Here is a 6,104-nt window from a genome sequence, read left to right as displayed (position 1 = left end):
GGGTGCGGTCGTTGACGGTCGAGGTCTCCTACGACGACGGGACGACCTGGCAGAAGGCGAAGGTCCGCTCGACCGGTAGGGGTTGGGTGGCCGGCGTAAAGCACCCGGGTCAGCCCGGCTACGTGTCGCTGCGGGCAAAGGCGGTCGACTCGGCGGGTAACACGGTGACGCAGAGCGTCGTTCGGGCGTACCGGTTGATCTGATCCGGGGTTGGGGGAAGGGCCGCTTCCAAATGCAGAAGGCGACAGGAAGGGGCCCTTCCCCGCACCTCAGTCGTTGGCGTGCAGCGCCGCGTTCAGTTCGATGCCCCGGCCGGTACGCGGCCTGGCCTCCAACGCCCCGGTGACCGAGTTGCGCCAGAAAAGCAGCCCGTCGACGCCGGAGAGTTCGATTCCCTTCACCACCCGACCGTCCGGCAGGGTGATCTTCGAGGCGGCGGTGATGTAGCAGCCCGCCTCGACCACGCAGTCGTCACCGATGGAGATGCCGACCCCGGAGTTGGCCCCGAGCAGGCTGCGTTCGCCGATCCGAACCTTCTCGGTGCCGCCACCGGAGAGGGTGCCCATGATCGAGGCGCCGCCGCCGATGTCCGAGCCGTCACCGACGACCACGCCGGCCACGATCCGTCCCTCGACCATCGAGGTGCCGAGGGTGCCGGCGTTGAAGTTGCAGAAGCCTTCGTGCATGACCGTCGTTCCGGCGGCCAGGTGCGCACCGAGGCGGACCCGGTCGGCGTCGGCGATCCGTACCCCCGACGGCACGACGTAGTCCGTCATCCGGGGGAACTTGTCCACCCCGTAGACCGCCAGGTGCCGGCCGGCGGCCCGCTCGATGACCCGCAGCTCGTCGACCCGGTCCGGCGGGCACGGCCCGGCCGAGGTCCAGGCCACGTTGGCCAGCGCACCGAAGATGCCGTCGAGGTTCAGCTCGTTTGGGCGGACCAGGCGGTGGGAGAGCAGGTGCAACCGCAGGTACGCGTCGGACGCGCCGGAGATCGGATCGGCCAGCGACTTGATCTCGGTGACCACCTGGACCGTACGCAGTCCGGGCAGCGACCGGTCACCGACCGCACCCGCCGGCAGGTCCAGTACGTCCCCGGAGTCTTCGCCGGACACCAGTGGCAGCGAGCCCAGTCCCAGCTTGCCGGTCGGGTACCAGGTGTCGAGCACCTGCTCGTCTGCGGTGATGGTCGCCAGGCCGATGCCCCAGGCGGGCTGCACATTCGTCACAGTGCTTGCCTTTCGTTCGTGAACTGCGGGGCTCGCAAGCTCTGCTCACATTCCGGCATCGCCGCGTCCCACGTGAGCGATCCCGGAACGCTCGCTCCTCGCCCTCACGACCATGAAGGTACCGTTGCCCAGCATGGAGAACCCGCTGACCCCCGATGTGTTGGCCGATCCGGTGGCGTTGACCCGCGCCCTGGTGGACATCGAGTCCGTCTCGTTGAACGAGAAGTTCATCGCCGACTGTGTCGAGGAGGTGCTCCGGTCGGCCTCCCACCTGACCGTGCAGCGGTACGGCAACACCGTGATGGCCCGTACCGACCTGGGCCGGGCACAGCGGGTGGTGCTGGCGGGACATCTCGACACGGTGCCGCACAACGACAACTTTCCGTCGACCCTGCGGGGTGACCTGCTCTACGGCTGCGGCACCTCGGACATGAAGTCGGGTGTGGCGTACGCGCTGCACCTGGCGGTGACCCTGCCCGAGCCGAGGTACGACGTGACGTACTTCTTCTACGAGGCAGAGGAGATCGACTCCCGGTACAACGGGTTGTTCCTGGTGTCCCAGGCGCACCCGGAGTGGCTGATGGCCGACTTCGCGCTGCTCCTGGAGCCGACGTACGGGATGGTGGAGGCCGGCTGCCAGGGGACGATCCGGGCCGTGGTGGGCACCACCGGCCGCCGCGCGCACTCGGCCCGCTCGTGGCGGGGGGTCAACGCCATCCACGCGGCCGGCGAGGTGCTGAACCGGCTGGCCGCGTACGAGGCGCGGACCGTGGACATCGACGGCTGTACCTACCGGGAGGGGCTGAACGCGGTTCGCATCCAGGGTGGCATCGCCGGCAACGTGATCCCCGACCGGTGCGAGGTCGTGGTCAACTACCGGTTCGCACCGGACCGGAGCGAGGAACAGGCCCAGGCGCACATCCGGGAGGTGTTCGCCGGCTTCGAGGTCGAAGTGGTTGATTCGGCCGGAGGCGCACTGCCCGGCCTCACCGAGACACCGGCGCGGGAGTTCCTGGCTGCGGTAGGGGAAGCACCGGTGGCGAAACTGGGCTGGACGGACGTGGCGCGGTTCGCCGCGCTCGGTATCCCGGCGCTCAACTTCGGGCCGGGTGACCCCAACCTGGCCCACGCGCCGGACGAGCACGTCGAGATCGGCAAGATCCGCGACGGTGCCGCGATCCTGCACCGCTGGCTGGCATCGCACTGATCCGGCCCGGCCGGTCCGTTCCCGGCCCGATCCGACCGCCGTCAGAAATTCGGGATCCGGGGACCGTGACGGTCCCCGGATCCCGAATTCAGTTGGTTCCGATCGGCGGGCCTCGTTGTGTCGACTGTCGTTCGGATATGCCGGTGTCGATCAGATCTGTCAACTGCCGACCAGATCTGTCAACTGCCGACCAGGGATCCCTCGCTGATCGCGGAGTCGATGGTGGTCTGCGTCTGTTCGGCGGCGGTAGACCGGGCCGGGTCGTTCTGGCGTGCCAACCGACGTTCGGCCACCACGTCCCGGATCCGCTGCCGCATCTGCCGGCGGAGCCGGCTCATCTCGTTGTTGGTCATCATGGTTGCCCTCCCCCGAAGGCGTGCCGACGGCATAACCTGATGCCGTACATACCCAGTATGTGAATAGTTAGACGTTTCAGCCAGTCATTTAGTTGCCTGTAGCCAGGAAAATTCGGATGTTTCTTCCGGTCGGCCGGGATGGTCGCGTTCCACGTCCAGGCACCACCACTACCGTGGACTCCATGAGCCACAGCAAGAGTCGCAACGTCAGCCCCGTTCCGGGCCCGGAACGGCACCGAGGGGCGGTTACGCTGCGTCGGGAAGCGATTCCGGGGAGGAGCACCGCCGACCAGCGGCTGCTCGACTCCCGTAGCCGGGCGGACTGGAAGACCAAGGACGCCTGGCGGGCGTTGCGGATCCTCTCCGAGTTCGTGGAGGGCTTCGACACCCTGGCCGACCTGCCGCCCGCAGTCAGCGTCTTCGGTTCGGCCCGGAGCAAACCGGACAGCCCGGAGTGCCAGCTGGCGCAGGAACTGGGGGCGGCGCTCGCCCGCGCCGGCTATGCGGTCATCACCGGTGGTGGCCCCGGGGTGATGGAGGCGGCCAACCGGGGTGCCAACGACGCCGGCGGCCTGTCGGTCGGACTCGGCATCGAACTTCCCTTTGAACAGGGCATCAACGACTGGGTCGACCTCGCCATCGACTTCCGCTACTTCTTCGCCCGCAAGACGATGTTCGTCAAGTACGCGCAGGCGTTCGTCGTACTGCCCGGTGGGTTCGGCACCATGGACGAACTGTTCGAGGCGCTGACCCTGGTGCAGACCGGAAAGGTCACCCGTTTTCCGGTGGTACTCATGGGTGAGGCCTACTGGCGTGGCCTGCTCGACTGGCTGCGGGACAGCATGATGGCGGACGGGAAGATCGGCCCGGTCGACCTCGAACTGATCTGTGTCACCGACGACGTCGCGGCCGCAGTGCAGCACATCGTCGACGCCGACGCGACGCTGGCTGCGGAGCAGGAGGCCATCCGGGAGACGGCCGTCGCCCAGACCGAGGCCAGCCAGCAGGCGGCGTCGACCGGGACCGGGGAGCGTTGAGCGTGGCCGCCATCTGCGTCTTCTGTGCCTCCTCCACCACCCTCGACCAACGCTGGCTCGACGTGGCCACCGAGGCCGGCAACGAGATCGCCCGGCGGGGTCACAGCCTGGTCTCCGGCGGCGGCTGCGTCGGCATGATGGGCGCGGTGGCCGACGGGGCGAGAGCCGTCGGTGGTCACACGCTCGGCGTCATCCCGCAGGCACTGGTCGACCTGGAGGTCGCCGACCTGCGTGCCGACGAACTTGTGATCACTGACGGGATGGCCAGTCGTAAGACGGTCATGATCGACAAATCGGATGCGTTCCTCACCCTGCCCGGCGGGCTCGGCACGCTGGACGAACTGTTCGAGGTGTGGACCACCGCAACCCTGGCCATCCACCGCAAACCGGTGGTGCTCCTCGACGTGGACGGCTTCTACCGGGGATTGCTCGACTGGCTGGGTGGGCTACCCGGACAGGCGTTCGCCCGTACCGAGGCGCTGGACCTGCTGGTGGTGGTCGACTCGGTGCCCGCCGCGCTCGACGCGATCGAGGAGCGGCTCGGCTGAGTCCACCACCCCGGGGCAGCGGTCCGGCCGGCAGGGGCGGACCCGGCGTGGGTGGGGACACGAGAAGGTGTCCTTGGCCGAGGGCCGTCACACGGGCGTGATGAGATGAGCGGCATGCAGGCGTACCGGCTGGTCCGCCGGCCGGCTGACGCCGTGCCGGCGCACGTCGACGACGCCCGGCAACAGGAGGTCGTCGCCCACACCGATGGCCCGCTGCTGGTCCTGGGCGGTCCCGGCACCGGCAAGACCAGCACGCTCGTCGAATCGGTCGCCGCCCGGGTGGCCGAAGGGGTCGACCCGGAGCGGATCCTCGTGCTGACCTTCGGGCGGCGGGGCGCCACCGCCCTACGGCACCGGATCGAGGGTCGGGTGGCCCGGGGCCGGCACCGGGTGGTGCACGAACCCCTGGTCCGCACCTTCCCGGCGTACGCCTTCGGCCTGTTACGCCGGGCGGCGGCGGAGCGGGGCGAACCCTCACCCCGGCTGCTCACCGGTCCCGAGCAGGACCTGATCATCCGTGAGCTGTTGGACGTGGCCGGCGAGGAGGGCGCGGACGATCCGGTCGGCTGGCCGGACGAGCTGCGCCCGGCGCTGCGTACCCGGGCGTTCGCCGCGCAGCTGCGTGACCTGCTGTTACGGGCCGCCGAGCGGGGCGTGGGGCCGGTCGAGCTGGCCCGGCTGGGCGAGAAACTGGGCCGGGCCGACTGGCCGGCCGCCGCGCGCTTCCTCCGCGAGTACGTCGCCGTGCTGGCCCTGCGGGACGTGACGACCCGGGGCTCGGTCGCCTACGACAACGCCGAACTGGTCCGGGCCGCAGCCGGACTGCTGGCCGACGATCCCGGGCTGCTGGCTGCGGAGCGCCGCCGCCTGGCGTACGTCTACGTGGACGAGTTGGCCGACACCGACCCGGCCCAGCTCGACCTGCTGGCCATGGTGGCCGGCGGCGGGAAGCCACTGGTCGCGTTCGCCGACCCGGATTCGTCGACGTACGCCTTCCGGGGTGCCGATCCGGCCGGGGTGAGTGCCTTTCCGGACCGGTTCCGTACGGCCTCCGGTGCGGTCGCCCGGACGGTCGTGTTGACCACGTCCTACCGGACCGGAGCCGGACTGCTGGCCGCGACCGCTCGGGTCGCCCGTCGACTGCGTGGGCCGGTCGGGCACCGCCAGCTGCAACCGTTGCCCGACGCCGAGCCGGGTACGGTCGAGGTCCGCACCTTCCGTTCCGCCACCAGTGAGTCGGCCTACCTGGCGCATGCCCTGCGAGCCGCGCACCTGATGGACGGCGTGCCCTGGTCGCGAATGGCCGTGCTGGTCCGGTCGACCACCCTGCAACTTCCGTCGCTGCAACGGGCCCTGAACGCCGCCGGTGTGCCCACCGTGGTGCACGCCGAGGACCTGCCGCTGCATCTGCAACCGGGGGTCGCCCCGCTGTTGCTGCTCCTGCGTTGTGCGTTGGAGCCGGACCGGCTGGACGAGGAGGCGGCGGTGGCGTTGCTGCACTCGCCGCTGGGTGGGGCGGACCCGCTGGCCGAGCGCCGGCTGCGGCAGGGACTACGGGCGTTGGCCCTGGCGGGGGGCGACCGTAGACCCTCCGGGATGCTGCTGGTCGAGGCACTCCGTGACCCGGCCGAGTTGGCTGCGATCGAGCGCCGCTGGGCCGCTCCGGCCCAGGCGGTCGCCGGTCTGCTGGCCACCGCCCGGGAGGCCGCGGCGGTGCCGGGGGCCAC

7 protein-coding genes are annotated in these 6,104 nt (G+C 70.1%); 5 read left to right on the top strand and 2 right to left on the bottom strand.

The genetic code is table 11. The features are described 5' to 3' along the window. The coding region (locus tag ACFQ4H_RS34435; RefSeq protein ID WP_377579414.1) for a hypothetical protein at nucleotides 1-203 on the top strand (203 nt) is incomplete at its 5' end. Nucleotides 204-269: 66 nt separating this feature from the next. Here the strand turns inward: ACFQ4H_RS34435 and dapD are convergent. Then, nucleotides 270-1,229 carry a 2,3,4,5-tetrahydropyridine-2,6-dicarboxylate N-succinyltransferase gene (dapD, locus tag ACFQ4H_RS34430; RefSeq protein ID WP_377579412.1) on the bottom strand — a complete coding sequence of 320 codons (960 nt, stop codon included), beginning with the start codon at nucleotides 1,227-1,229 and terminating at the stop codon, nucleotides 270-272. Between the two features lie 133 nt (nucleotides 1,230-1,362). Here dapD and dapE point away from each other — a divergent pair, with 133 nt between their 5' ends. Next, entirely contained in the window at nucleotides 1,363-2,436 is a 1,074-nt protein-coding gene (dapE, locus tag ACFQ4H_RS34425) for a succinyl-diaminopimelate desuccinylase (protein WP_377579410.1), read from the top strand. Nucleotides 2,437-2,615: 179 nt separating this feature from the next. Here dapE and ACFQ4H_RS34420 read toward each other — a convergent pair whose 3' ends face one another. Further along, nucleotides 2,616-2,792 carry a hypothetical protein gene (locus tag ACFQ4H_RS34420; RefSeq protein WP_377579408.1) on the bottom strand — a complete coding sequence of 59 codons (177 nt, stop codon included), beginning with the start codon at nucleotides 2,790-2,792 and terminating at the stop codon, nucleotides 2,616-2,618. Between the two features lie 182 nt (nucleotides 2,793-2,974). Between ACFQ4H_RS34420 and ACFQ4H_RS34415 the strand changes: the two genes are divergently transcribed. The 3 genes from ACFQ4H_RS34415 to ACFQ4H_RS34405 form a co-directional block, all read left to right on the top strand. Next, nucleotides 2,975-3,829 carry an LOG family protein gene (locus ACFQ4H_RS34415; RefSeq protein WP_377579406.1) on the top strand — a complete coding sequence of 285 codons (855 nt, stop codon included), beginning with the start codon at nucleotides 2,975-2,977 and terminating at the stop codon, nucleotides 3,827-3,829. 2 nt (nucleotides 3,830-3,831) lie between these two features. Then, nucleotides 3,832-4,377, top strand: a complete 546-nt coding sequence (locus tag ACFQ4H_RS34410; protein WP_377579404.1) for an LOG family protein — start codon at nucleotides 3,832-3,834, stop codon at nucleotides 4,375-4,377. 114 nt (nucleotides 4,378-4,491) lie between these two features. Further along, the coding region (locus ACFQ4H_RS34405; protein ID WP_377579416.1) for an ATP-dependent helicase at nucleotides 4,492-6,104 on the top strand (1,613 nt) is incomplete at its 3' end.

The organism is Micromonospora sonneratiae, assembly GCF_042679305.1.
Lineage (GTDB): Bacteria > Actinomycetota > Actinomycetes > Mycobacteriales > Micromonosporaceae > Micromonospora_H > Micromonospora_H sonneratiae.
This window is presented reverse-complemented; position numbering and strand designations above follow the sequence as displayed.

What these genes read in the sequence shown, in the direction of transcription:
- dapE (WP_377579410.1), top strand. Translation starts at nt 1,363, where the DNA reads ATGGAGAACCCGCTGACCCCCGATGTGTTGGCCGATCCGGTGGCGTTG.
- ACFQ4H_RS34420 (WP_377579408.1), bottom strand. Translation starts at nt 2,792, where the DNA reads ATGATGACCAACAACGAGATGAGCCGGCTCCGCCGGCAGATGCGGCAG.
- ACFQ4H_RS34415 (WP_377579406.1), top strand. Translation starts at nt 2,975, where the DNA reads ATGAGCCACAGCAAGAGTCGCAACGTCAGCCCCGTTCCGGGCCCGGAA.